This window comes from Kluyvera genomosp. 1, from assembly GCF_001266615.1.
Lineage (GTDB): Bacteria > Pseudomonadota > Gammaproteobacteria > Enterobacterales > Enterobacteriaceae > Kluyvera > Kluyvera cryocrescens_A.
The window spans coordinates 39,692-62,154 of the sequence record NZ_LGHZ01000011.1 but is presented as its reverse complement, the minus strand read 5'-3'; the positions used below and the strand labels follow the sequence as shown (position 1 = coordinate 62,154).

Annotated in this window: 19 protein-coding genes; 11 read left to right on the top strand and 8 right to left on the bottom strand. The window is 53.8% G+C overall.

Annotation, left to right across the window (positions count from 1 at the left end):
• Positions 1 to 284: 284 nt before the first annotated feature.
• Together KP80_RS06775 and greB are read right to left on the bottom strand one after the other, a co-directional pair.
• Positions 285 to 2,618, bottom strand: coding sequence for a Tex family protein (locus KP80_RS06775; protein ID WP_052282834.1), 2,334 nt, complete (start codon positions 2,616 to 2,618; stop codon positions 285 to 287).
• A 98-nt stretch (positions 2,619 to 2,716) separates the two neighbouring features.
• Positions 2,717 to 3,190 carry a transcription elongation factor GreB gene (gene greB, locus KP80_RS06770; protein WP_052282833.1) on the bottom strand — a complete coding sequence of 158 codons (474 nt, stop codon included), beginning with the start codon at positions 3,188 to 3,190 and terminating at the stop codon, positions 2,717 to 2,719.
• A 231-nt stretch (positions 3,191 to 3,421) separates the two neighbouring features.
• Between greB and ompR the strand changes: the two genes are divergently transcribed.
• Positions 3,422 to 4,141 carry a two-component system response regulator OmpR gene (gene ompR / locus KP80_RS06765; protein ID WP_001157751.1) on the top strand — a complete coding sequence of 240 codons (720 nt, stop codon included), beginning with the start codon at positions 3,422 to 3,424 and terminating at the stop codon, positions 4,139 to 4,141.
• The gene (gene envZ, locus KP80_RS06760; RefSeq protein ID WP_052282832.1) at positions 4,138 to 5,490 is read left to right on the top strand and encodes a two-component system sensor histidine kinase EnvZ; all 1,353 of its coding nucleotides are present in this window, start codon (positions 4,138 to 4,140) and stop codon (positions 5,488 to 5,490) included. Before ompR ends, envZ begins: the two co-directional genes overlap by 4 nt.
• A gap of 59 nt (positions 5,491 to 5,549) precedes the next feature.
• Here envZ and pckA read toward each other — a convergent pair whose 3' ends face one another.
• Positions 5,550 to 7,166 (bottom strand): phosphoenolpyruvate carboxykinase (ATP), encoded by a 1,617-nt coding sequence (gene pckA / locus KP80_RS06755; RefSeq protein WP_052282831.1) that lies wholly within the window; start codon positions 7,164 to 7,166, stop codon positions 5,550 to 5,552.
• Positions 7,167 to 7,534: 368 nt separating this feature from the next.
• Between pckA and KP80_RS06750 the strand changes: the two genes are divergently transcribed.
• A complete protein-coding gene (locus tag KP80_RS06750) occupies positions 7,535 to 9,253 on the top strand; it encodes a DUF4153 domain-containing protein (protein WP_052282830.1) in 1,719 nt (572 codons plus the stop codon).
• Between the two features lie 64 nt (positions 9,254 to 9,317).
• Here KP80_RS06750 and hslO read toward each other — a convergent pair whose 3' ends face one another.
• From hslO to KP80_RS06730, 4 genes are all read right to left on the bottom strand, one after another.
• Positions 9,318 to 10,196 (bottom strand): Hsp33 family molecular chaperone HslO, encoded by an 879-nt coding sequence (gene hslO / locus KP80_RS06745; RefSeq protein ID WP_052282829.1) that lies wholly within the window; start codon positions 10,194 to 10,196, stop codon positions 9,318 to 9,320.
• A gap of 23 nt (positions 10,197 to 10,219) precedes the next feature.
• Positions 10,220 to 10,621, bottom strand: coding sequence for a ribosome-associated heat shock protein Hsp15 (gene hslR, locus KP80_RS06740; protein WP_052282828.1), 402 nt, complete (start codon positions 10,619 to 10,621; stop codon positions 10,220 to 10,222).
• A 2-nt stretch (positions 10,622 to 10,623) separates the two neighbouring features.
• Positions 10,624 to 11,301 (bottom strand): GMP/IMP nucleotidase, encoded by a 678-nt coding sequence (yrfG, locus tag KP80_RS06735; RefSeq protein ID WP_052282827.1) that lies wholly within the window; start codon positions 11,299 to 11,301, stop codon positions 10,624 to 10,626.
• A 66-nt stretch (positions 11,302 to 11,367) separates the two neighbouring features.
• On the bottom strand, positions 11,368 to 13,515 hold the full coding sequence (locus KP80_RS06730) for an intracellular growth attenuator family protein (protein ID WP_052282826.1): 2,148 nt from the start codon (positions 13,513 to 13,515) through the stop codon (positions 11,368 to 11,370).
• A gap of 306 nt (positions 13,516 to 13,821) precedes the next feature.
• Between KP80_RS06730 and nudE the strand changes: the two genes are divergently transcribed.
• The gene (gene nudE / locus KP80_RS06725) at positions 13,822 to 14,382 is read left to right on the top strand and encodes an ADP compounds hydrolase NudE (RefSeq protein ID WP_052282825.1); all 561 of its coding nucleotides are present in this window, start codon (positions 13,822 to 13,824) and stop codon (positions 14,380 to 14,382) included.
• A 92-nt stretch (positions 14,383 to 14,474) separates the two neighbouring features.
• On the opposite strand, the gene mrcA is transcribed toward nudE, so the two are convergent.
• Positions 14,475 to 17,027, bottom strand: a complete 2,553-nt coding sequence (mrcA, locus tag KP80_RS06720) for a peptidoglycan glycosyltransferase/peptidoglycan DD-transpeptidase MrcA (RefSeq protein WP_052282824.1) — start codon at positions 17,025 to 17,027, stop codon at positions 14,475 to 14,477.
• A gap of 120 nt (positions 17,028 to 17,147) precedes the next feature.
• Here mrcA and KP80_RS06715 point away from each other — a divergent pair, with 120 nt between their 5' ends.
• The 7 genes from KP80_RS06715 (at position 17,148) to aroB (ending at position 22,416) form a co-directional block, all read left to right on the top strand.
• Positions 17,148 to 17,903, top strand: a complete 756-nt coding sequence (locus KP80_RS06715) for a pilus assembly protein (protein WP_231625912.1) — start codon at positions 17,148 to 17,150, stop codon at positions 17,901 to 17,903.
• A 25-nt stretch (positions 17,904 to 17,928) separates the two neighbouring features.
• Positions 17,929 to 18,471, top strand: coding sequence for a PilN domain-containing protein (locus tag KP80_RS06710; RefSeq protein ID WP_052282823.1), 543 nt, complete (start codon positions 17,929 to 17,931; stop codon positions 18,469 to 18,471).
• The gene (locus tag KP80_RS06705; protein ID WP_052282822.1) at positions 18,458 to 18,925 is read left to right on the top strand and encodes a hypothetical protein; all 468 of its coding nucleotides are present in this window, start codon (positions 18,458 to 18,460) and stop codon (positions 18,923 to 18,925) included. The genes KP80_RS06710 and KP80_RS06705 overlap by 14 nt, the downstream gene beginning before the upstream one ends.
• Entirely contained in the window at positions 18,912 to 19,310 is a 399-nt protein-coding gene (locus KP80_RS22305; protein WP_082221720.1) for a HofP DNA utilization family protein, read from the top strand. The genes KP80_RS06705 and KP80_RS22305 overlap by 14 nt, the downstream gene beginning before the upstream one ends.
• Positions 19,231 to 20,463, top strand: a complete 1,233-nt coding sequence (gene hofQ, locus KP80_RS06700) for a DNA uptake porin HofQ (RefSeq protein ID WP_052282821.1) — start codon at positions 19,231 to 19,233, stop codon at positions 20,461 to 20,463. Before KP80_RS22305 ends, hofQ begins: the two co-directional genes overlap by 80 nt.
• 278 nt (positions 20,464 to 20,741) lie before the next feature.
• On the top strand, positions 20,742 to 21,263 hold the full coding sequence (gene aroK / locus KP80_RS06695; RefSeq protein ID WP_035892101.1) for a shikimate kinase AroK: 522 nt from the start codon (positions 20,742 to 20,744) through the stop codon (positions 21,261 to 21,263).
• Between the two features lie 58 nt (positions 21,264 to 21,321).
• The gene (gene aroB, locus KP80_RS06690) at positions 21,322 to 22,416 is read left to right on the top strand and encodes a 3-dehydroquinate synthase (RefSeq protein ID WP_052282820.1); all 1,095 of its coding nucleotides are present in this window, start codon (positions 21,322 to 21,324) and stop codon (positions 22,414 to 22,416) included.
• Positions 22,417 to 22,463: the final 47 nt, after the last annotated feature.

Sequence of the window (22,463 nt, the reverse complement as noted above, 5' to 3'; positions counted from 1 at the left end):
CGACGGAAATTTGCACTTTTATTGATATGACTCAAGCAACGCATTGTAGCGGTAAATGAATTTAATATTATTAATCTCACTTAATGTTTAATTAAGGTTTCATTGGTTAATAAAATTAAAACGGCTGAAGCTTATTATTACAAGTGAAGGAAAATATAACGAGGGATAGAGAGGACGCCATTATTGTGCTCAACAATGACTGTTGTTGAATGCCAGCGTGAACGTTTTTTTGGCGTCTGCGAGGAATGTCGCCCGGCGTTGCTGCGCTCGGCCGGGCGTTATGATTAGCGTTTTTTACCCATTGCGGCTGCCAGCGCATCCATCATGGCGCTGTTACCCGCAGGTTGAGCATCACGCCCGCGCGGTTTAGCGGCTTTCGCCGCTGGGCGATTGTTGCCCTGGCTGCGATCGTTGCCCGCGCCACGACGGGCGTTGGTTTCCCCCGGCTGCTCGTCCAGACGCATGGTCAAGGCGATACGCTTACGCTGCAGATCCACTTCCAGCACTTTCACCTTCACAATGTCGCCCGCTTTCACCACGGTGTGCGGATCTTCGACGAACTTGTCGGCCAGTGAAGAGATATGGACCAGACCGTCCTGATGCACGCCGATATCGACGAACGCGCCGAAGTTGGTGACGTTAGTCACCGCACCTTCCAGCACCATGCCCGGCAGCAGGTCATTCATGGTTTCCACGCCATCGGCGAACTTTGCAGTTTTAAACTCAGGACGCGGATCGCGGCCCGGTTTTTCCAGCTCTTTGATGATGTCGGTGACGGTCGGCAGACCAAAACGCTCGTCGGTGAAATCAACTGCTTTGACGTTACGTAGCTCGCTGCTATTACCCATCAAGTCCTTCAGTGCCTGATGCGTCGCCGCCAGAATGCGTTCGACCACCGGATAGGCTTCTGGGTGAACGGTGGAAGCATCCAGCGGGTTATCGCCGTGGTTGATACGCAGGAAGCCCGCGCACTGTTCAAACGCTTTTGGCCCCAGACGGCTCACTTTCAGCAGCTGTTGGCGGTTCTGGAACTGACCGTTCTCATCACGCCAGGTGACGATATTCTGCGCCATCATTCGCGTCAGGCCCGCGACGCGGGTCAGCAGTGGAACGGAAGCGGTATTCAGATCAACGCCAACGGCGTTTACGCAGTCTTCCACCACCGCATCCAGCTTACGCGCCAACTGAGTCTGGCTAACGTCGTGCTGATACTGGCCCACGCCGATGGATTTCGGATCGATTTTCACCAGCTCGGCGAGCGGATCCTGCAAGCGACGGGCGATAGATACCGCACCACGGATGGACACGTCGAGATCCGGGAATTCTTGTGCCGCCAGCTCGGAGGCGGAATAAACCGATGCCCCTGCTTCGCTGACAATCACTTTCTGTGCCGTGACTTTCGGGAACTGCTGCTGTACGTCGAGGAAGAAGCGTTCGGTTTCGCGAGAGGCGGTACCGTTGCCAATCGCCACCAGTTCAACATTATGCTTTTCACACAGCGCGGCAACGGTAACGGCGGCTTTTGCAGCCTGGCCGGTGTGCGGATAAATGGTGTCGGTGGCAACCAGTTTGCCGGTGCCATCTACGACGGCAACCTTAACGCCGGTACGCAGACCGGGATCGAGTCCCATGGTGGCGCGCAGGCCAGCCGGTGCAGCCATCAGCAGGTCGTGCAGGTTGCGAGCGAACACGTTGATCGCTTCGTCTTCTGCGCGCTCGCGCACGGTGCCCATCAGCTCGGTTTCGAGGTGCATCAGTACCTTGATGCGCCACGTCCAGCTAATCACTGCTTTACGCCAGCTGTCTGCTGGAGCGTTGTTTAAACGCAGCCCGAGGTGATCGATGATGATCTGCTCGCAGTAGCTCTCTTTTGGCGGCTCGTCGAACTGCGGGTCAGCATTGAGGGACAGCTGTAGCACGCCTTCGTTACGCCCGCGGAACATGGCCAGCGCGCGGTGGGAAGGGGTGGTAGAAATCGGTTCGTGGTGGTCGAAGTAGTCGCGGAATTTAGCGCCTTCTTCTTCCTTACCGCTGACCACGGTGGCGACCAGATGGGCGTTTTTCCACAGGTAGTCACGTACTTTTGCCAGCAGGGCGGCATCCTCGGCAAAGCGCTCCATCAGGATGTAGCGGGCGCCATCAAGCGCGGCTTTGCTATCAGCTATGCCTTTGTCGGCATCAATATATTTGGCGGCTTCTGTCTCCGGATCGTGAGACGGATCGGTCCACAGCAGATCGGCCAGCGGCTCGAGGCCTGCTTCAATGGCAATCTGTCCACGCGTACGACGTTTTTGTTTGTAAGGCAGATAGAGATCTTCGAGCTCGGTTTTGTTCAGCGTGCCGTTGATCGCTTTTTCCAGCGCATCGGTCAATTTGCCCTGCTCGGAAATGGATTTCAGGATGGTCTGACGACGGTCTTCCAGCTCACGCAAATACCCCAGTCGGGTTTCCAGATTACGCAGTTGCGTATCATCCAGACCGCCTGTGACTTCCTTACGATAACGTGCGATAAACGGCACGGTGTTCCCTTCATCAAGCAGGCGAACGGCGGATTCCACCTGTTCTGCTCTGGCCTGAAGTTCACCCGCAATAATGCGGCAGAGCGAATCATTCAACATGGCTTGGTTTCACTGTTAGGTCATAAAATCAGGGGACAGTTATACGGATTGACTGGCAAAAATGCCAGTCATCAGCGGGGGCTTCGGAATGTTCCGGCTCATTTAACGTATTCAATCTCGTTGACGTACCAGCTGGCCTCACCGGCAGGCGTATTAACCACCGCCAGGTCGCCCACCTCTTTTTTCAGCAAAGCGCGGGCCATCGGGGAGTCGATAGAGATATAGTCGTTGCGGCCAAAGATTTCATCATAGCCAACGATGCGAAAACGCTTGGTCACGCCGTCATCGTTTTCGATTTCAACCCACGCGCCGAAGAAGACTTTGCCTTCTTGCTGCGGTGAATAATCGACAATCTTCAGATGCTCGAGGCATTTCGTTAAATAACGTACGCGGCGATCGATTTCTCTTAGCCGCTTTTTATTATATTGGTAGTCAGCATTTTCACTGCGATCGCCAAGGCTTGCGGCCCAGGTCACTTTTTTGGTGACTTCCGGGCGCTCTTCGCGCCAGAGATAATCCATCTCTTTTTTGAGCTTTTCGTACCCTTCTCGGGTGATCAACGGTGTTTTCATGATTCAGTGCTTACCTGGCCGCCGGGTCATCATTACGCACAATACGTAGTACGCCAGCATACCGACAGAATAAATAATGTGTACTAAGATCCATTGTATACTTAACTCGCTGTTAAATATGCTTTGTAACAATTTAGCCTGGAATATATACCAGATTTAGCTGGTCGTTAGAGCAGGCTTTTTTGAGAATACGTACTGAATAATTGTTGCGAACCTTTGGGAGTAAAAACAATGCAAGAGAATTATAAGATTCTGGTTGTGGATGACGATATGCGCCTGCGTGCGCTGCTGGAACGTTATCTAACCGAGCAGGGTTTCCAGGTTCGAAGCGTCGCTAACGCCGAACAGATGGACAGATTGCTGACTCGCGAATCTTTCCATCTGATGGTGCTCGATTTAATGCTGCCTGGCGAAGATGGCCTGTCTATTTGTCGCCGCCTGCGTAGCCAGAGCAACCCGATGCCGATAATCATGGTAACGGCAAAAGGGGAAGAAGTTGACCGTATCGTCGGGCTGGAAATTGGTGCCGATGATTATATTCCAAAACCGTTCAACCCGCGTGAACTGCTGGCCCGTATTCGTGCGGTGCTGCGTCGTCAGGCCAATGAACTGCCGGGCGCACCTTCGCAGGAAGAAGCGGTGATTGCCTTTGGTAAATTCAAATTGAACCTCGGCACCCGCGAAATGTTCCGTGAAGATGAGCCTATGCCGTTGACCAGCGGTGAGTTTGCGGTGCTGAAAGCGCTGGTGAGCCATCCGCGTGAGCCGCTGTCCCGCGATAAGCTGATGAACCTTGCTCGCGGTCGTGAATACTCGGCAATGGAACGTTCTATCGATGTGCAGATTTCGCGTCTGCGCCGGATGGTAGAAGAAGATCCAGCCCATCCACGTTACATTCAGACCGTATGGGGTCTGGGCTACGTTTTTGTTCCGGACGGTTCTAAAGCATGAGGCGATTGCGCTTCTCGCCACGAAGTTCGTTTGCCCGCACGTTGTTGCTGATTGTCACCCTGCTGTTTGTCAGCCTGGTGACAACCTATCTGGTGGTGTTGAACTTCGCGATTTTGCCAAGCCTGCAGCAGTTTAATAAGGTCTTAGCCTACGAAGTCCGTATGCTGATGACCGATAAACTGCAGCTGGAAGACGGGACGCAGCTTGTCGTGCCGCCGGCATTTCGCCGCGAGATTTATCGTGAGCTTGGTATCTCACTCTATTCCGATGAAGCTGCAGAGGAAGCGGGGCTTCGTTGGGCGCAGCACTATGAATTCTTAAGCCAACAGATGGCCCAGCAGCTCGGTGGGCCAACTGAAGTTCGCGTTGAAGTGAACAAAAGCTCCCCGGTGGTTTGGTTGAAAACCTGGCTGTCGCCCAATATTTGGGTGCGGGTGCCGCTGACCGAAATTCATCAGGGAGACTTCTCTCCGCTCTTCCGCTATACCCTCGCTATCATGCTGCTGGCCATAGGCGGCGCATGGCTGTTTATCCGTATCCAGAACCGACCCCTGGTCGATCTGGAGCATGCGGCGCTGCAGGTGGGTAAAGGGATTATTCCGCCGCCGCTGCGCGAATACGGTGCGTCTGAAGTACGTTCGGTGACTCGGGCCTTTAACCATATGGCCGCGGGGGTGAAGCAGCTGTCTGACGACCGTACGCTGCTGATGGCCGGCGTCAGCCATGATTTACGTACACCGCTAACGCGTATTCGTCTCGCCACCGAAATGATGGGTGAGCAGGATGGCTATCTGGCGGAGTCGATCAACAAAGACATCGAAGAGTGCAACGCCATCATTGAGCAGTTCATCGACTATCTGCGTACCGGTCAGGAAATGCCGCTGGAGTTTATCGATCTCAACGCCGTGCTCGGCGAGGTGATTGCGGCAGAGAGTGGCTATGAGCGCGAGATTGATACCGATCTTCTGGCTGATGAGATCCCGGTTCGCGTGCATCCGCTGTCTATCAAGCGTGCATTGGCCAATATGGTGGTGAACGCCGCGCGCTACGGTAACGGCTGGATTAAAGTCAGCAGCGGCCGTGAAGCGCATCGTGCCTGGTTCCAGGTGGAAGACAACGGCCCTGGGATCAAGCCTGAGCAGCGTAAGCATCTGTTCCAGCCGTTTGTGCGCGGCGATAGCGCGCGCACGATTAGCGGGACCGGGCTGGGGCTGGCGATTGTTCAGCGTATTATCGATAACCATAACGGGCTGCTGGAGCTGGATACCAGCGAACGGGGCGGGTTGTTGATTCGCGCCTGGCTACCGATACCGCCAAGCCGCGTGCCGGGGCCAACAAAAGAGAGTTAAAAAAAAACCGCTGGGGATAACCCGGCGGTTTTTATTTTTACAGATGTTTGGCTAGCCGATTACAGCTTAGGCCCTGCGCTGACCAGCGCGGCACCTGCAGGCGTATCGGTGTACTTCTCAAAGTTTTCCGTAAACAGTTTCGCCAGCTTCTCCGCTTTTTCCTGCCACTGCTCCGGCGAGCCGTAGGTGCTACGTGGATCGAGGATATTGCTATCAACGCCTGGCAGCTCGGTTGGGATTTGCAGGTTGAACATCGGCAGCGTGAAGGTTTCTGCATTATCCAGAGAACCGTCGAGGATGGCGTCGATGATGGCGCGGGTATTCTTAATCGAAATACGTTTGCCAGTACCGTTCCAACCGGTATTAACCAGATACGCCTGAGCACCAGCGGCCTGCATGCGTTTCACCAGTACTTCCGCATACTGAGTTGGATGCAGTGACAGGAACGCTGCGCCAAAGCAGGCGGAGAAGGTCGGGGTTGGTTCGGTAACGCCGCGCTCGGTGCCTGCCAGTTTGGCGGTAAAGCCGGACAGGAAGTGGTACTGCGTCTGGTCAGCGGTGAGGCGCGATACTGGAGGCAGAACGCCAAACGCATCGGCGGTCAGGAAGATAACCTTAGTGGCATGACCCGCTTTCGACACTGGCTTAACGATATTGTCGATGTGATAAATAGGATAGGAGACACGGGTGTTTTCGGTTTTGGAACCGTCGTCGAAATCAATCGTCCCATCGGCGCGTACGACCACGTTTTCCAGCAGCGCATCGCGACGAATCGCGTGATAGATATCAGGCTCGGCGGCTTCGGACAGTTTGATAGTCTTCGCGTAGCAACCGCCTTCGAAGTTAAACACGCCGTCATCATCCCAGCCGTGCTCATCATCGCCAATCAGGCGGCGTTTCGGGTCGGTAGAAAGGGTCGTTTTACCCGTACCAGACAGACCAAAGAAGACTGCGACATCGCCTTTCTCACCGACGTTAGCGGAGCAGTGCATAGAAGCGATACCCTGCAGCGGCAGCAGGTAGTTCATGATTGAGAACATCCCTTTTTTCATTTCGCCGCCGTACCAGGTTCCGCCGATAAGCTGGATACGTTCTGTCAGGTTGAACGCGACAAAGTTTTCTGAATTGAGACCTTGTTCTTTCCACTGCGGGTTGGTGCATTTCGCGCCGTTCATCACGATAAAGTCTGGTTCGAAGGTTTTCAGCTCTTCATCGGTTGGGCGAATGAACATGTTCTTGACGAAGTGTGCCTGCCAGGCGACTTCAGTGATAAAACGGACGGACAGACGGGTGTCCTCGTTGGCGCCACAGAAAGCATCAATGATGAACAGGCGTTTGCCAGAAAGCTCTTTAGAGACCAGGCCTTTAAGATGTTGCCAGATTTCAGGTGACAGAGGTTTGTTGTCATTTTTCCCGTTACCCTTATCAGACCACCATACCGTGTCGCGAGTTGTATCATCGCGAACTATATATTTGTCCTTTGGGGAGCGGCCGGTAAAGATTCCGGTGTCGACAGAAATTGCACCCAGGCTCGTCAGTACACCACGCTCATAACCTTCCAGGTTAGGATCGAGTTCTTCTTGATACAATGTATCGTAGTCGGGGTTGTAGACGATATCCTGTGCGTCGTTGATACCATAAGCCTTGAGGTCCTGCGGGGTTATACCGTTGCGCATTTCACTGCTCCTTAGCCAATATGTACTACTATAAATTCTATGGGTATTTTAGGGGTGTTGACCGCGACCAGGCTCATAGATTTACGTATCCCGACAAACGTCTTACTTACGAAAACATTGTGACTCCTGTCACGAAGCGACTGGGATTATGACAGGAAAAGCCGCATATTTGGCACGAATGTTCTCAAATGGTTACAAAATGGTTTAATTGACGGCATAAATGTGAAATTAATCGCATTTATGAAAGAAAATTACGTAATGCTTTCATGCAAAAAATCGATTCACCTCGCTGAGCAAAATTTGTTTTTTTGACGCCATTGACCAGTCAAAATGGCCTTATTGTCTACTTCAGGAACGGGATTATCGATATGGATGCTGTGACTCCTCTTTCACCCGCAACGCGCTGGGGGATGGTGCTAACGGGCGTAATACAAGGTTTCTTGTGCTACCTGCTCACGATATACCTGATCCCGAAAGAGAGCGGTTGGATGTATTACGGCCTGCCGGGAAGTTTGGCATTATCCTCTGTGCTGCTGTTTACCGTGGTCTCCTTCCGGCAGAGAGCCCTTTGGGGCTGGCTGGCGCTGATTTTGCTGGTGGTGTTGGGCATGGGCGGCTGGCTGAAGAGTAACCTGGGTGATGAGGATATCTGGCGCCAGTACGGGGCGATGTGGAACTACGGCTGGTGCTTACTGCTGATGGCTCTGCTGGCGATGCCTTGGCTGCAATATCAGCTTCAGCCAAAAACAGGTTTGTCCCGCCATGAACATTTCTATAACCAGCAGTGGCAAAATACGCTAACCCTGTTGTTGGTTGCCGTGGCAAACGGTCTGGTGTGGCTGGTATTACTGCTGTGGAGCGGGTTGTTTGAGCTGGCTAACATTACTTTCTTCTCAACACTCTTCTTTGAAACCGAATGGTTTGTCTATTTGGTCATCGGTCTGGTTACTGCGCTAACGGTGATCCTTGCGCGCCAGCAAACGCGACTGATCACCGCTATCCATAAACTGCTGGCGCTTATCGCCACTGGTTTGCTGCCGTTGGTTTCGCTGTTGGCGCTGTTGTTCCTGTTTACGCTGCCGTTTAGCGGGTTGGCGGTGATTTCCCAGCGTGTTTCCGCCGCAGGCCTGTTATCAGCCCTCGCGCTGATTCAATTGCTGCTCACGGCAATGGTATGGGAGCCGCAGAAAGCTCGACTTCCATATCCACAAACGCTGCGCTACCTCATTCTGGCGGCAATACTTCTGTCACCGGTCTATGCGCTGATTGCGGGCTGGGCGCTGTGGTTACGCATCGGACAATACGGTTGGACCACTGATCGCCTGTACGGGGTGCTGGTCGTCGTCATATTGCTGGTATGGTCATTAGGTTATCTGGCGAGCTTGCTACGTCAGCGTGATAATCCTGCCGCGCAGATGGGTAAGACACATTTAGGCGTGTCGCTGTTAGGTCTGATGCTGTTGGTCTTACTCTATACCCCAATCCTTGATAGCTGGCGCATCAGTGTGAATAGCCATATGTCGCGCTACCACAGTGGCAAAATCAATGCCGATCAAATCAGCCTCTATATGCTGTCGCACAGCGGTAAACCTGGCCATCAGGCGCTGCTGGAACTGCAAAAAGACCCTGAATTTATCCGTGATGCCAAGCGTCAGCGCCAGCTCATTCGGCTGCTCAATGGCGATCGCAGCCTAACGGAAGCCCTGACGGCTGCAACGCTCGCAAAAAATGTCCGGGTTGTGAAAGGTAGCCCATCACCAGATGAGGCACTATGGAAAGCCGTGATTGAGCGACGCTATCTGGTCGAGTCATGCAATGACACCGACAGCTGCGTACTGGTGAGCCAGGATCTCAACGATGATGGCAAACCTGAGTGGGTGCTGTACGCCTTTGGCGATCGTATGGTGCTGGTTTTTGGCCACGAGGAGAAAGGCTGGGCATTTAAGGCCAGCGCGACGTTACCGGCAGGCGTGAATAAAGCGACGCTTCTTGATGCGGTGGATACGGGTAAAGTGGGTGCAAAACCGAAAGCCTGGCAGGACATCACTTTGGGAGATGAGACGGTGACGCTGGACTATCGGCGCTAATGACAAATGAAAAAGGCGCCACTGGCGCCTTTTTTATATCGGTCATCACGCTTATCGGTGCGAATTAATGGACCTGCGGATCTGCCGGAGAGGCGTTGTGACGAATCTCGGCAATGTTCATGGCGTTGAATACATAGTGGCTACCGCAGTAGTCGCAATGCATATCAATTTCGCCTTCTTCCGCCAGAATGCTGTTAATTTCATCATCCGGCAGCGTTCGCAGTGCGTCGGCACAGCGTTCACGTGAACAAGTACACTTAAATTCGACGCTCTGTGGATCGTACAGCGTGACTTCTTCTTCGTGGTACAAGCGCCACAGCACGTCGTTAGCCGGCAGCGTAAACAGCTCTTCGGCTTTGATAGTGTCGGTCAGTGCCGCCAGGTGTTCAAAATCTTCCGGCTGCGCGTTCTGCGCTGGCATCACCTGCAGCAGCATACCACCCGCTGCGGGTTTGCCTTCAGATTCACCGGTACGAATGATAAGACGCGTTGGCAGCTGTTCGGAACGCTGGAAGTAGTCTTCCAGGCATGCCGCCAACGTATCGCCTTCCAGACCCACCACGCCCTGATAACGCTCACCTTCCGCAGGGGAAATGGTGATGACCAGGTAGCCGTTACCAATCAGCGTTTTCAGATCAGCATCCGCTGGAATATCGCCCTGCACGCGCGCAACGCCGCGCAGCTGCTGGTGATTGTTGCCATTGATCACTGCCAGCGTCATCGGGCCATCGCCCTGCAGCTGAACGGTAATATCGCCTTCAAATTTTAGCGTCGCGGTCAGCAGGCTGGTGGCAACCAGCAGCTCAGACAGCACGTTTTTGACCGGCTGCGGATAGTTGTGTCCTGCCAGGATCTGTTCGAGCGTTTCGGATACGGTGACCAGTTCGCCACGCACGGCATAGTTTTCAAACAGATAGCGATGTAATTGATCGTGTTGAGTCATAATTTTCTCTCTTGGGGTGGCAGTTATTCACTGTCGCCGTATTTAAATCTCATCAGGTCGCGCCGTTCTTTTTTATCCGGTCGTCTGTCCGGATGCGGCATCGTCAGCGCATTGAGCTTGCGCGCGAGCGCGACTTTTTCACGCTTCTCGATACTTTCCGCCGTCTCTTCATACAGTGCGACGGCTTCTGTTGCCGGCCGCCGCTGTTCCGTGATGGCTTTTATTACCACGGTGCGTTCATCATTTCCTTGACGAAGCGTGAGCTGTGCATTGAGTTCGACCACTTTGCTGGGCTTGCTGCGCTGCCCGTTATAGTGGACTTTACCGCCTTCAATCATCTCTCGTGCAATGGCGCGGGTTTTATAAAAACGCGCGGCCCACAGCCATTTATCCAGCCTGATGCCTTCGGTGGATTTTTCTTTCACGGTCACTCCTTCACGTTAAGTGAGGGGATCAAACGACGGTAATCGTTAAGCGCGGGATGACGCAGGTAGTGCTTTTCCGCCAGACCCGAGTCGGGATTGGTGACGCCGAGGCAATAGCGGATCCCAAAGTGGGCGGCAGCGTCCAGAATCGGCTCGCTATCGTCGATAAACAACGTTCGTCCGGCTTCCAGACCCGTGTGCTCCGTGACTGCCTGCCATAACCGCTGATCCTCTTTCGGATAACCAAATGTATGGGTGGAAAGTAATAAATCAAGGTGTGAGCCCAACCCGGTGTGCTCAAGTTTCACCGCCAGATTATGCGGGTGAGCATTGGTCAACAGGATACGCCGCTTACCGCTGGCCTTGAGGGCATCAAGGAAAGGGACGGTATCGTCGCGAAGCGTAGCGCGTGGCCCCTGCTGGCTGGTCATCGCACAAATATCCAAATCCAGGCGTTCACTCCAGTAGTCCAGGCAGTACCAGTTTAGCGTATGTTGCACCGCATGGTACTCCTGGCGGATAGCTTCCTGAGCCGCCTGGGGGCTGATACCCAGCTTAGCGCCATAGGTTTCTGGTACTAACTTCTGCCAAAAATAGTTATCGAAGGCGAGATCAAGCAGGGTGCCATCCATGTCCAGAAGAACGGTATCCACCTCTTGCCAGGCGATATCAAAATGCATGGTGTGTCTCCAGACGGAAGAAATGCGCGACAGATTAGCACAACCTGTCGCGCATTGTGATGGGGCTTAATTCGTCGGGTAGTCCGACTTAAAGCTTTCCGGCGCGGGGATCAGGACGGGATTGATGCAGTTTTCATAGTATTTCTGAATGTCTGCCAGCCGCTCGCGATGGCGCTGGTAGCGGCGCAGAGCCTGTATGCCGTTGTATATCGCGCAGACAATCATGGTCAGCATCAACAGGGTCGTTTCGATGTAATGCCACAGACCGCTGCTGTCCGGCATCCGGTGCAGGTTGACGTGCAGCGTGCCGTTGGCGTCGGTAAAGACATTGGTGACAATCCCTTCGGCGCGGAATGGCGTATGCATTAGCATCCCGGCCAGCCGCTGGAATTCATCCCACTGCTCACGTGCAGGGTAGTCATACAGGCTGGTGGTGGGATACGGCTGGCTGACGAAATCACTGCCTTCATCGCTGGTTATCAGGAAACCGCCGGGTGCAGGGCTGTTAAGCGACTGCGCCGCACGAGCCGTTTCGCGCTGAATAAACGGTGCGGTGGAGGTATCGACCAAATTGTCCAGAGACTCGGCGCTCACCGGACGCAGCAGAACGTTGACGCCGTCGAGCTTGCCGGAGTTGGCGCGTTTGACCAGTGCATCCCAGTCGCGGGTGTTGCCGAGGTTGACCAGCGCATTCTTCAGGCGCACACAGTCGTCGGTAGCGGCACACAGGTCTTTGGTTTTTAATACGATATCGGCGAAGTCATCCAGCAGCACCATCCCGGATTTTTGGATGGCGGAGCGCAGCGCTGGGCTGACGCGGGAGTCATCGTCTGGTGTTGGGTGTAGCTGTCGGCTGACGGCCTGAACCAGCGCGGTGGCTTTATTAACGGTTTCGGATTCCGGTAGCGGCAGGCGAGGCGCGTCATTCCAGATGATCTGCGAGCAGTCAAACGGCATGAACGGCGAGTTATCTTGCGCAGTCCAGGTGCCCGGTGAATGGATATTACACATCCCGATACCGCGGATGTGCAGCGTATCACCGACGCGAATTCCTGCCTGCGCCAGCTGGCGGACGTCACTGGCTTCAATGGTTTGTGCACCTTTGAGCCAGGAAAGGGTAAATTTGAACGGCATGTTCAGCGGTACACTGAGCCACAACATGATGACTACCAGCAGCGCTCCGCCGCCAATCACCAGGCTACGAAGCCAGTGCTGAAGCGGGAAGTTTTTGACTTCATCGTGCAAAGAGAGAAAACGTCCCTGACGCACAACGTGCCTATCCAGGTAGATATCAATATCGGTTTTTTGCCCTAAATCCTGAGCGACAAAAGCCTGCCAGTGGCGCGGGTAGATGAGGTCGATAATGCCAAGGGAGATATTGTTGATCTGTTCTTGATCGTTTTCGCCAAACAGTCCCCAACGCTTTGGCGTACCGCGCAGGCAGTGGATCTCGCGCAGCGACGATTTTGTAGGCGGCGCAAAAAGCCCCCATAGCCCGCCGCATAATAGCAGCACAGCGCTGCATAATATCCATGGGCTAAACACCGCGGGTGAAATCAAACTACAGTAGAACAGCAGGAATGCGGCGACAATCAGCAGTGCTTCTCGCAGACCGTCAGGGCGGCTGAGCGCGTGCTCTTCGTGTGTCTCCTGACGGATATTCAACAGCTCAATCTGCTCGCTTTCTTCACCGCGAATAGATGCCTGAGTGGATGAGGTGGACTCGATAACGAACTGTTTGTTGCCCTGAGAATAGCCTTTGAGGGAGTGACCGTTGAGCGCAATGACCAGCGGCATATCGTCGGTCACGATAAGCTCAATGCTGTTTTCATCGGTAATGTGCTGCTCCCAGAACGGCGGCAGGTGCACTTCTACAGAATCGAGGAAGTAGCGCCACTTATTAGGATCGTCAGTGGTGATGCCGTAGCGGGTGATCGCTCGGGTCAGTTGAAATACGGTGTGGCTTTGAGCGCTGAGCGCCAGCGCAGCAGGTGCGATGGTGGCGCCAGAGGCTGGAACCTGTCTGTCGCGGTTGAGATCGCCGAGGTAGTTTTCCACGCCCAGACGTTCATCGTCGGTCAGCTTACGCGTCGTCGCACCGGGGAACAGGTGCAACCACGGGAGCTGAAGACGTTTTGTCCTTTTACGGAAGAGCCAACCGACCAGCACGGCGCAGATCAGTATCGCTACGGTAAAGATCATCAGTGTGCCCATGCTTTTCCCATCATACTTATTTTAGAGGTCTCTTTAGTTGCCTGCTTTTTGTATAAACCATTGGCACGTTATGCAGAGGTCATTAATTCTGAGCCCATAGACTCATGTAACATATAAGCATAACAAACCAGTCGCATGTCGAGTATCAGTAAATTCCCAATTGTAATTCAACCTCTTGACATTTATCCGGAAATGAGAGATGAAAAGCAAAAGGTTGCAACAATGTAAATAAAGCGCTTTATGCATTGCTGGAAGCGCATACCTATCGCACAATGATAAAAGTGACTACAGCAAAGACCCCAGCCAATGAGCAAATCATTACAGAAACCCACCATTCTCCATGTTGAAACCGTCGCGCAGTCTCGTCTTTTTAATGTAGAAAGCGTCGATTTAGAGTTCAGCAATGGCGTACGTCGCGTTTATGAACGTATGAAACCGTCCTCGCGCGAAGCGGTGATGATCCTGCCGATTGTTGACGATCATGTCATCCTGATTCGTGAATATGCGGTGGGTACTGAATCTTACGAGCTTGGCTTCTCTAAAGGGCTTATCGATCCCGGTGAAACGGTGATGGAAGCAGCAAACCGTGAGCTGAAAGAAGAGGTGGGGTTTGGTGCGCATCAGATGGTATTTCTCAAAAAATTGAGCATGGCGCCGTCCTACTTCTCCAGCAAAATGAATATCGTGGTCGCGGAAAACCTCTACCCGGAATCACTGCCTGGTGATGAACCGGAGCCTTTGCCGCAGGTGCGCTGGCCGCTATCTAATCTGATGGCACTGCTGGATGAGCCTGACTTCAGCGAGGCGCGTAACGTCAGCGCACTGTTTCTGCTGCGCGAGTGGCTGCAGGCACAGGGCCGTCTGTAAGCTTCTTTCGGCAATAAAAAAGGCGCCAAGGGCGCCTTTTTTGTCACTCGAACAACCGAAGTTGCCGCATGACGCGGCGGCTTCAGTCTGGATTAGAACAGCTCGTGGGTTTCCCCATTATCAATCAATTCGGTACCGACTTCGTGTACCGCCTGTTGGGTTGGCTGCGTTCCGTCAATAAAGTACTCCTGACGGCTACTGCCCCCGTTGGCTAACTGCCCGGTGCTACGGTCGATATTGACCGTCACGATACCCGGCGGCGGTGTCAGCGGCTGCTCGGGAACGCCTGTCAGAACATCTTTCATAAAGGCATCCCAAGCCGGTTGCGCGCTCTTGGCGCCGCCTTCATAGCCTGAGATCTGATCTTTAATTGCTCCGGAAGCGGTCGTCCGTCCCAGATCGCGGCGGTGATCGTCAAAGCCAATCCATACCGATGTCACGACTCCCGGACCGTAGCCGGAGAACCAGGCATCTTTTGAACTGTTGGTGGTGCCGGTTTTGCCGCCGATATCCTGACGCTTCAGATCACGGCCAGCGCGCCAGCCGGTGCCTTGCCAACCTGGCTCACCAAAGATATTGGTATTCAGTGCGCTCTTAATCAGGAATGACAGCGGTGTGTTGATGACATGCGGCGCGTATTCCTGAGCGCTAGCCTGTGCGACCAACTGCTGGTTAGCTTGTTCCAGTGCAGGCATTGGCACCGCTGAATTCTGTGGCTCCTGCGAAACAGCCACATCTTCAACATCGTTGTTTTCCAGCACGTTGGATTTCGGCGTATCACCGTAAATCACCGGCAGATTACACTCGGCGCAGGCGATCTTTGGCTTCGCTTCAAACAGCACGCCGCCCTGATCGTTTTCAATTTTGCTGATGTAGTACGGATCAACCAGGAAACCGCCGTTTGCCATGACTGCGTAGCCGCGAGCCACCTGCAGCGGGGTAAACGATGCAGAACCCAGCGCCAGCGATTCGGTATGGACGATATTGTTGGCTGGGAAGCCGAAGCGCTGCAGATATTCTGCGGCGTAGTCAACGCCCATGGCGCGCATGGCGCGAACCATCACCACGTTCTTGGATTGTCCCAGACCCTGACGCAGGCGAATTGGACCGGCATACTGCGGCGGGGAGTTCTTCGGCTGCCAGTCGGAACCGGCACCGGCATCCCAACGGGAGATCGGGACATCGTTCAGCATGCTGGCGAGGGTTAATCCCTTGTCCATGGCGGCTGTGTAGAGGAACGGTTTGATATTCGAACCGACCTGGCGCAGTGCCTGCGTGGCACGGTTAAACTTGCTTTGGTTGAAGTCAAAGCCACCGACCAACGCAATGATGGCGCCATTCTGTGGGTTTATCGATACCAGCGCAGAGTTGACGTCAGGAACTTGTCCTAACCACCAGCTATCTCCATTTTGACGGACCCAAATCTGTTGGCCTGCCTGAACCACATCGGTGACCTTGCGTGGCGTCGGCCCCTGCGCGGTATCGGAACGGTAAGGGCGCGCCCAGCGCATGCCTTCCATGGTCAGCGATACCGATGTCCCATTCGCCAATACTGCGGTGGCTTCCTGTGGATTAGCCGCTGTGACAACGGCTGGCAACATTGGGCCATAGGACGGTAGCGGTCTGAGCGATGCGCGGATTTTCGCGCTATCCCATGCTGGTTCACCTGCTTTCCACAGGACGTTAGATGGGCCGCGGTAGCCGTGGCGCATGTCGTAATCCATCACGTTATTACGCAGAGCTTGTTGGGCCGCCTGCTGGTTTTTACGGGTGATGGTGGTGTAAACGCGATAGCCGTCTTCATAAGCCTGCTCGCCGTACTGCTTGACCATATCCTGACGCACCATTTCGGTGAGATACGGTGAGGAGAAGGCGATTTCCGGCGCGTGATAGTTGGCATCAATCGCCTCGCTGCGCGCCTGATCGTACTGCTGTTGGCTGATATAGCCTTCGCTCAGCATACGTGACAGCACCACGTTACGACGCGCGGTGGCGCGGTCTAAGGAGTACAGCGGGTTAAAGGTTGACGGTGCCTTTGGCAGACCAGCAATCACCGCCATTTCGCTCAGGGAGAGCTGGTCCGCAGGTTTACCAAAGTACACCTGCGATGCCGCACCCACGCCGTAAGCGCGATAGCCGAGGTAAATCTTGTTCAGATACAGCTCAAGGATTTCGTCTTTACTCAGCATTTGCTCGATGCGGATCGCAAGGAACGCTTCCTTTATTTTACGCATCAGCGTTTTTTCAGGGCTGAGGAAGAAGTTACGCGCAAGCTGCTGGGTAATGGTACTGGCGCCTTGCGAGGCATGACCATTGACCAACGCCACGCTTGCCGCACGGAAGATGCCGATCGGATCGATGCCATGATGCTCATAGAAGCGGCTATCTTCAGTAGCAATAAACGCTTTCACCATCACCGGAGGGATTTGGTCGAGGGTCATTGGAATACGGCGCTTCTCGCCATATTGCGCGATCAGTTCACCGTCCGCGCTATAGACCTGCATGGGTACCTGCAGGCGCACGTCTTTGAGCGTCGCCACGTCGGGCAACTGCGGCTCAATATATTTGTAGAGGCCGTAGATCGAGCCTGCTCCCAGCAGAATGCAACAGACTGCAAGGATGAATAAATACTTTACGAACTTCACCGGAGATTTCCCATTGAGTGTCATTTGGGCAGTTTATAAACAAACGCGCGGTAGTATAAAGGCAAGCCAGAATCATTGATATAGCCGTCATTATGATGGTGGCGTAAGGATAATCGTGAAATGGCTTTCAAATGTTGGCAACTCGGTCTTCACCTTCAGCAAGATAATGTCGTTATCGTTGCTCTTCAGCATAGTCGATGCGGATGGTCGCTGAAGCGCTGGTGGCAACTCCCTTTGCCCCCCACCACCACCCCACAGCAGGCGGACGAAGCATTGCTCGCGGTGCTTTCTGTTTGGCGGCGTGAGTTGCCCTGGCAGCATGCGCTTAGCATCGCCTTTCCCGCCCGGCGAACGTTGCAAAAAAGCCTGCCGCGGGCGGCGTTAACGCTACGTGAAAATGAGCAATCTGCGTGGATAGCCAGCGCAATGTCGCAGCAACTGGAGATGCCCTCTACCTCGCTGTGTTTTGACTACCATCTGGCAGATGAACAGGGGAACTGGAACGTGACTGCCGCTCAGCAGCAGGACGTTTCTCGCCTTCAGCGACTGGCGCAAACACTGCGTTTAAAGATAGCGGCGATTACCCCGGATGCCTGTGCGCTAAAAACCTTTCTGCCTCAACTGGAAGCCAGCGATGCAGTGTTGGTCTGGTGCGACCGTACACAGTGGCTCTGGGCCAGCCGTGAGGGATGGGGATATGAGGAACTGGATGAGGCGGACATATCGGTTTTGTCGCTGAGTGCGAAGCTGGGCGTTGAACCACATCGCATCGTGCGCTGTATGGCCTCATCTTCCGAATTTCAGGGTTTTGATCCCTGGGATGCTGTCGCGCAAAAGCACCCCCCCTACCCACTAGCGGTGATGAGTTTGCGATAGCCATTGCCTTAGCGATGAGCGTGCCATGGCGATGAATCAAACCGTCAATTTTTTGCCCTGGCGGCGCATCCAATTTTACCGCGACCTGAGGTGCTGGGGGCTGCGGGTGTGCGGTAGCTGGTTGGTGTGCGGTGGTATGGCGTTTTATGCATCGCTTTACTGGCAGATAGACCAAAAGGTTAGCGAGCATCACGTCCTGGCTGAGCAACAGATCCGCCAGCAGATGCTGCTGCGGGAACAGCAGCTTAAATCAGATGCGCAGGAAAGAGCGCTTGATCAAAAGCGCCTGGCGATGAGGGAAGTGACTCGGGCCTGGTCGCAACGGTTATCCGCTCTCGCAGATAACCTTCCGCCGCAGTCCTGGCTGAATGAGTTGACCTATCGTCGTGGGGTGCTGTCACTATCCGGTGTTCTGACGCAGTTCTCCGCGCTGTCGGCGGTGGAGCAGGTACTTCAGAGCATACCGGGATTTTTGCCCGGTAAAGCAGGCAATATCCAGCGCAGCAGCGACGGTTATTGGCAGTTTCAATATCAGCTCGCGGAGGAGATGAGGCATGTCGTTCCCTAAAGAATGGCTACGGTGGTCATCGGCGATGATGATGAGAGGCGGCGGATGCGTCGCCATTTTACTCGGCGCATATGCTGCGTATGACGTCGGGTATCAAGCCTATGCTCGTGCGCATAAAAGCGAGGTGACATGGCAGACTGCGCAGGGTTACAACGCAAAAAGCTGGCGTCGAATAATGCCAATGAAAACCCTAGAACTGCATGAAAAAGCAGAGGTCGGTAAGCAGTTAATCGTGTTTTCGCCGGTTGATTTTCAGCTCAAGGGCGCACGGCTGGTGAGTTGGATACCTTCAGCATCTGGGGGTGATATGTCATTGGAGACGCCGTGGCAGCAAGTACCGGCTACCTTCTCAAGACTGGCCGAGCGAGGTATGCAGGTTATCGCTTTCTCCCTCAGTGCCGAAAACGGCGTATTGCGTTTAGGCCTCCAACTGAGACGCGATGATGCGCCATAACCCACGGCTGCTTTTATACCTCATCATCCCGCTGATTTGTGCAATGCGAGATCCGTTTGAACCCGTCACAGATTCATGCCAGACGGCGCAGCTTTCTCTTTGGCGCTACCGGGGCATGGTGCAATCCGGGGAGCGGTGGATTGGCATAATGCAAAATGGTGAAGGCAAATGGCACCGTGTTGAGCAAGGAAAACGCCTCAGCACTGGCTGGATGGTTAATGAAGTCGCTCATGACCATCTAACGATCGACGCGGGGGCGGGTTGTGAACCACGACGCTGGCAATGGAAAAGAGAAGGAACGCAAAATGTTAACAAGGACAAGTCTGCTGATGCTGGTGATCGTGCCACTACTGAGTCTGGCAAAAAACGTTACGCTGGTGGTTGATGAGATACCTGTCGCCCAGGTGCTGCAAAGTCTGGCTGATTTGGAACATAAAAACCTGGTGATTGCGCCCGATGTCCAGGGCGTGGTGTCACTCCAGCTGCATAATCTGGCGTGGAAGCAGGCTCTGCATACGGTGATGACTAATGCCGGGCTGGTATCAAACGAGGAAAATGGTGTTCTCCACGTGCACTCAAAAGGCTGGCGCGAGGAGATGCGCACGCGGGCCGAGGCAGAAAAAGAGCGGCAGCAGCAGACTTTGCCGCTCGCCAACAGCAATATTTCGCTGAGCTATGCTGATGCAGATGAATTGGCAAAGTCGGGTTCTAAACTTTTAAGCAAGCGGGGAACGTTGACGGTGGATAAGCGTACTAATCGACTGCTGGTGCGCGACGATCGTGACCATCTCACCGGCTTTACAGCATGGGCTCATGAGATGGATATTCCCATCGGCCAGGTGGAGCTGGCGGCACATATTGTCACCATCAACGAGACCAGCCTGCGGGAACTGGGCGTGAAGTGGAACCTGGCCGATGCTGACGGTAAGACCGGTGTCGGCAAAATCACGACCTTAAACAGCGATCTCTCGGTTGCCAATGCGACCACGCATGCGGGTTTCAATATTGGCCGTATCAATGGCCGCCTGCTGGAGCTTGAGCTTTCAGCGTTGGAGCAAAAACAGAAGGTCAATATTATCGCCAGCCCTCGGCTGTTGGCGTCGCATCTACAGCCGGCCAGCATCAAACAGGGGAGTGAAATACCCTATCAGGTATCGAGCGGCGAAAGCGGCGCGACCTCGGTGGAGTTCAAGGAAGCCGTGTTGGGCATGGAGGTGACGCCGGCGATTTTGCAAAACGACCGCGTACGGTTGAAGCTGAGGATTAGCGAAAATATGCCAGGGCAGGTACTGCAACAAGCCGATGGTGAAATTATGACTATCGACAAGCAGGAGATAGAAACGCAGGTTGAGGTGCGTAGCGGTGAGACACTAGCGCTGGGCGGTGTCTTTTCGCAAAAGAATAAAAATGCCCGTGATAGCATTCCATTACTTGGAGATATTCCCTTGATTGGCCATCTTTTTCGTCACGACGGTAAGGATAATGAACGGCGTGAACTGGTGGTGTTCATTACGCCACGTATTATTTCTGCACAATAGCAGTCAGTAAACGGGACTATTTAGGGGGAAGGTCATCCCCGAGTTTGACGTGGGACCAGATTTAGCATACAAGGAGTACCGATTTGAGTGTCACTGATGCTATCTCGTCTCATGCAGTCTGCTGATTTAATCAGTTGCCAAACCAGTCGTAGTATTGAGATAATTTTCAGTCTGACTCTCGCTCTATTGCATAAGAGGTTTCAGTTCATGTCCTGCGACGCGCGATCGACTGCGGCGCGGATTTATCATTAACGAATAGTCTTAGTAGTACCAAAAAAATGGCAGAGAAACGCAATATCTTTCTGGTTGGGCCCATGGGTGCCGGCAAAAGCACTATTGGGCGCCAGCTGGCTCAACAGCTCAATATGGAATTTTACGATTCTGATCAAGAGATTGAGAAACGAACAGGCGCTGACGTGGGCTGGGTCTTCGATGTCGAAGGCGAAGAAGGTTTCCGTGACCGCGAAGAAAAAATCATCAATGAGTTAACGGAAAAGCAGGGCATCGTTCTGGCAACAGGCGGCGGCTCTGTAAAATCACGTGAAACGCGCAATCGTCTCTCCGCTCGTGGTGTCGTCGTTTATCTGGAAACGACCATTGAAAAACAGCTAGCGCGAACTCAGCGTGATAAAAAACGCCCGCTGCTGCAAGTTGAAACACCACCACGTGAGGTGCTCGAAGCGCTGGCTGATGAACGTAATCCGCTGTATGAAGAGATTGCTGACGTCACCATCCGCACTGACGATCAGAGCGCAAAAGTTGTCGCCAACCAGATTATCCATATGCTGGAAAGCAACTAATACTGGCCCGCAAGGTAGAACGCCAGCGAATATAAGTCATTAAGGTGGACGTCGCGTTATGGAGAGGCTTACAGTAACTCTCGGGGAACGTAGTTACCCGATAACCATCGCGGCTGGTTTGTTTAACGATCCAGCTTCCTTCTTACCGCTCAAGTCTGGCGATCAGGTCATGCTGGTCACCAACGAAACGCTGGCACCCCTCTACCTGGACCAGGTCCGTTCTGCGCTCGAGCAGATTGGCGTGAAAGTTGATAGCGTCATTCTGCCGGACGGCGAACAGTATAAAAGCCTGTCGGTAATGGACACCGTCTTTAGCGCACTTTTGCAAAAACCGCATGGTCGTGACACCACCCTCGTCGCATTAGGTGGCGGTGTTATTGGCGACTTAACCGGTTTTGCGGCGGCAAGCTATCAGCGCGGCGTGCGCTTTATCCAGGTTCCTACCACCTTGCTGTCGCAGGTGGACTCTTCGGTTGGCGGCAAAACCGCGGTCAACCACCCCCTTGGCAAGAATATGATCGGTGCATTCTGGCAACCCGCCTCCGTCGTGGTTGACCTCGATTGCCTGAAAACGTTGCCTAAACGTGAGTTGTCATCCGGACTTGCTGAAGTCATTAAATACGGCATCATTCTTGACGCGCCGTTCTTCGACTGGCTGGAAGAGAATATCGATGCGCTCATGGCGCTCGATGAAAAAGCGATGGCGTACTGTATTCGCCGTTGTTGTGAGCTGAAAGCCGATGTTGTCGCTGCCGACGAGCGCGAAACAGGGTTACGTGCTTTACTCAATCTTGGACATACGTTCGGTCACGCTATCGAAGCTGAAATGGGCTACGGTAATTGGCTGCACGGTGAAGCGGTTGCTGCCGGGATGGTCATGGCGGCACATGCATCCGAACGTCTGGGGCAATTTTCTGCTGAAGACACGCAGCGCATCATTACTCTGCTTAAGCGTGCGGGTCTACCCATTGCAGGGCCTCAGGAAATGTCGGCAGAAGCGTATCTGCCTCATATGATGCGAGATAAAAAAGTCCTGGCGGGGAAAATGCGGTTAGTGTTGCCGCTGGCCATCGGGAAAAGTGAGGTGCGCAGTGGCGTATCCCACGATGTGGTTCTTGGCGCCATTGCTGATACTCAGCGGGCGCAAATATAAGAAAGGTCTAGCCGCGTTTGTGCGGTGTTTTAACTTCAGGTGATGTG